The sequence below is a fragment of the Alteromonas sp. G4i35 genome (assembly GCF_054960375.1).
In genome coordinates, this window is sequence record NZ_JBHNZD010000055.1 from 1 (window position 1) to 3,151 (window position 3,151).

Below are 3,151 nucleotides of genomic sequence, written 5' to 3' on the forward strand. Positions count from 1 at the left end.
AGTCTTTTTAGAGGGGAAAATCCCTAGAACCCCTATTAGTTCGGAAACGGTTAGCTCGTCGTTTACTACTCGCATTAATGAGACACCGTCTTCGCTGGTGAAACTGGCAGGCTGTCGAGGAGTAAGTTTATGTGATGGGTTAATAATACTTGTCACCAACTCTGCATAAGTTTTAATTCTTCCACTGCTGCCTCCCAACGGAATAGGCTTCGCGACTAGGTATTGCGCATTGTCGGACTCTTTTTCTCCTGCAATTCTGTGACAGTCTTGGCACTGATACTTTTTAAATACCAAATAGCCTTTTTCCATATTGCCTTCGGGCAAGCTAAAGCCGCGAGGTGACTGCGCGCTCTGGTCACAGGCGAAAAGGAGAAGCGTTGCTATAACAACTATTGCCGTTTTCATACTCATTTCCCTCTTTCTTTTACGGTAAAGATGCGTAACGTTCGCTAGAACTAATGTGTATACACTGATTATGAATGAGGCTGCAGACTAATCATTGACCTAGCTCAAAGAATAATTATTTGTATAGCACTACTATTTAATGGAATTAGTTAACGGTATGGTAGAAAAGCACTGCTACCTAACAAAAATTGAGGACAGCCACAATGCAAGGTTACGAGACAATTTTAGTACCTATAGATATTTATTCTGACTACGAATTAGTGGTGGAGAAAGCCATTGCAATAGCGGGCAATAGTCACAAAATTCACCTCCTGTATGTTGCTTATCCACAAACCAATGTAGAGCCTTACGGACTATTTTTAGAACGGGATTTTTCAGAGGAAGTAAGAGAGCAGGCATTAAGGCAATTAAAAGACGTTGCCGCAAAACATGATATACCTTACAGCCACATCAATGTAGAGATAGGTTCTCCTGCTGATGAGATTCACCATATGGCCGAAAAGATTAATGCAGATCTCATTGTTGTCGGCACCCATGGCCAGAGCGGTCTTCGTTTGTTACTTGGGTCAACGGCCAATGCAGTACTACATGGTGTTAAAACAGACGTGCTAGCTGTGAAAGTATAAATTAATGCGGCGATTAGCGTCGAAAATGCTTTAAATATTCATGATAAATACCTTCGCCGTCATGTAGATGTAACGAAGGTCAGTTACGTTTTGTAAGGCTGTAACTAATCTTAAAATTACTTATCATGATAACGAAACGGACAGGTATTTTACGCGTACTCTATGCCACTTACTATTCACTTAAGGGGCTTCGAGCAGCCTTTTTAAGTGAAGCTGCGGTCAGACAAGAAATTTTCGCAATATTGATAATGACACCTATAGCGTTTTTCATCGACGTTACGCATGTAGAACGTATATTGCTGGTGATATCTTTACTGATTGTGCTTATCACTGAGCTACTCAACACCGCTATTGAGAAACTCTGTGATCATGTCAGCACAGACATCCATTTATTAATAGGGCGTGCTAAAGATATCGGCTCGGCAGCAGTGTTCATTAGCCTAATGACGGCCGGCTTTACGTGGATTAGCATTCTTTGGTAGTGCAATTTGCGATTTATAGGCGGAAAGAAAGCCCTAATTTATAGGGCTTTGATTTTCTGGTCACAACATTCTGATACTAAGGTTCTAATTGTGCTATCTAAATTTTTAATGTGCGAATAATGCAATGAAGTTTCACCACCGTTATTGATATCTTTTATCGTAAAAACAACATCATCGCCTCGTGAAGTTACGCAGATTCTCACGTAATCATCAGATTGAGCTAATGGCACGTGGAGATATAACGGCTCATTGTTTGAGTTTAAATAATCTAGTGCTGCTTCTTGTGACTTGAATGGGTCTTGCTTCTCGGGTTGGACATTCCATGACGACGAGGGAACCACCATTTCCGCGAGTAATTTTCCATGCTTTGTATCAATACCGCTACTCATATATCACTCCTTTTACTTGAATGTTTGCCAACTTAGAAAACCTATTCATTAATATAGGTTTAGGGCAAATTTACCTTTTGATACGCGAGTAATACAGTTTCAGATTGGTAAAAGGATGTAGAGAGTAGGTGAGTTAGACATTGTTACTGATGTCGTTGGTTATGCGTAACCATGGCATTGATTAAGTTGCTGTATTTAATGAGCTTTATCTTTTTCGTTTTGCCGACAATTTTGCCATTCCACCACGCTTTACGTTAGCCTGTTTTGTATAATGCCCAGGCATTTCCGGTGATTGCCAACCTCCAGCCAGTTGAAGCTCGGGTAAAGATGCACCATCTTCGGCTAGAGAAACTGCACCACCAACACGACCGCTATGAGGGGTAATGTTTTCGCTAATACCTGCGCGTTGAGCAATACGTTGCCAAATCCGATAGACGCTCGAATAGTTAAGTACATTTGCCTTATGGCTGGGAATGTTCTCATCAAATGGCAAAAGTGCTGTTTTATGATTTGTTAGTCGTCTAAACAAAACGCCTTTGTGCAGGCCGCGTAAATCTGAAGAAAGGCGGGTTGCTTTAGTCTTTGGATCAAGATTAGCTTCGTTAATATACTCTTGAACCATTGATATAGTGCTGGAAGAAATATAGCGATATTGACCTTGGCCAGACTGGTCGCTTTTCGAAGAAACAACCAACAGGGTGTTATTACGCGCAGATATATCCTCGATGCAAACTCGAACTAATTCATCAGCGCGAAGCAATGCATCAAACATCAGGTTAATGATTGCAAGGTCGCGGAGCTCTAATAGAGAATCAGGAATAATTGCATTGTTTATTTGTTCAAGCATATCTATGGTAAGCGGAACCGCTTGTTTGTGAGACAAGCGAAACTTTCTATTCTCTATAAGCGATAAACGGATGAAGTCTCTTAGATACGCTGATCTAATAATAGGGTTTGGCAATTTAGCCACGCCTAAAAATTTACTAAGGGCAGATAACCGACGCTTGATGGTTCTATAGGCTAGGGGAGAACGGCACAACGCTTCGACATATTGTTTAATGCAGACCTCATTGTGTTCGAAGTTGTTCTTAAAGCCACTTAATCCAGCTTGCTTACAAAAAATTGCGAACTCATTGTAGTCACTAATGTACGCCCGTTGTGTGTTGTATGGAAGCTTGGTAAAAATATCTTGATAATAGCTTTCAACGTTTTTATCAGAAGATGAACATTGACTTGTTGTTAGGTCGTC

Annotated in this window: 5 protein-coding genes; 2 read left to right on the top strand and 3 right to left on the bottom strand. The window is 40.8% G+C overall.

Features of this window, described 5'->3' with window-relative positions:
• Nucleotides 1–405, bottom strand: a 405-nt coding sequence (locus ACFI6L_RS20115; protein ID WP_462574688.1) for a cytochrome C, incomplete at its 3' end; no start/stop codon positions are given.
• 203 nt (nucleotides 406–608) lie between these two features.
• Between ACFI6L_RS20115 and ACFI6L_RS20120 the strand changes: the two genes are divergently transcribed.
• Nucleotides 609–1,031 carry a universal stress protein gene (locus ACFI6L_RS20120; RefSeq protein ID WP_014949582.1) on the top strand — a complete coding sequence of 141 codons (423 nt, stop codon included), beginning with the start codon at nucleotides 609–611 and terminating at the stop codon, nucleotides 1,029–1,031.
• Between the two features lie 125 nt (nucleotides 1,032–1,156).
• Nucleotides 1,157–1,513: a diacylglycerol kinase gene (locus tag ACFI6L_RS20125; protein ID WP_039227674.1), complete on the top strand. Its 357-nt coding sequence runs from the start codon at nucleotides 1,157–1,159 to the stop codon at nucleotides 1,511–1,513.
• A gap of 38 nt (nucleotides 1,514–1,551) precedes the next feature.
• Here ACFI6L_RS20125 and ACFI6L_RS20130 read toward each other — a convergent pair whose 3' ends face one another.
• Entirely contained in the window at nucleotides 1,552–1,902 is a 351-nt protein-coding gene (locus ACFI6L_RS20130; protein WP_014949580.1) for a hypothetical protein, read from the bottom strand.
• Nucleotides 1,903–2,107: 205 nt separating this feature from the next.
• Nucleotides 2,108–3,151, bottom strand: a 1,044-nt coding sequence (locus ACFI6L_RS20135; RefSeq protein ID WP_462574689.1) for a tyrosine-type recombinase/integrase, incomplete at its 5' end; no start/stop codon positions are given.

What these genes read in the sequence shown, in the direction of transcription:
- ACFI6L_RS20120 (WP_014949582.1), top strand. Translation starts at nt 609, where the DNA reads ATGCAAGGTTACGAGACAATTTTAGTACCTATAGATATTTATTCTGAC.
- ACFI6L_RS20125 (WP_039227674.1), top strand. Translation starts at nt 1,157, where the DNA reads ATGATAACGAAACGGACAGGTATTTTACGCGTACTCTATGCCACTTAC.
- ACFI6L_RS20130 (WP_014949580.1), bottom strand. Translation starts at nt 1,902, where the DNA reads ATGAGTAGCGGTATTGATACAAAGCATGGAAAATTACTCGCGGAAATG.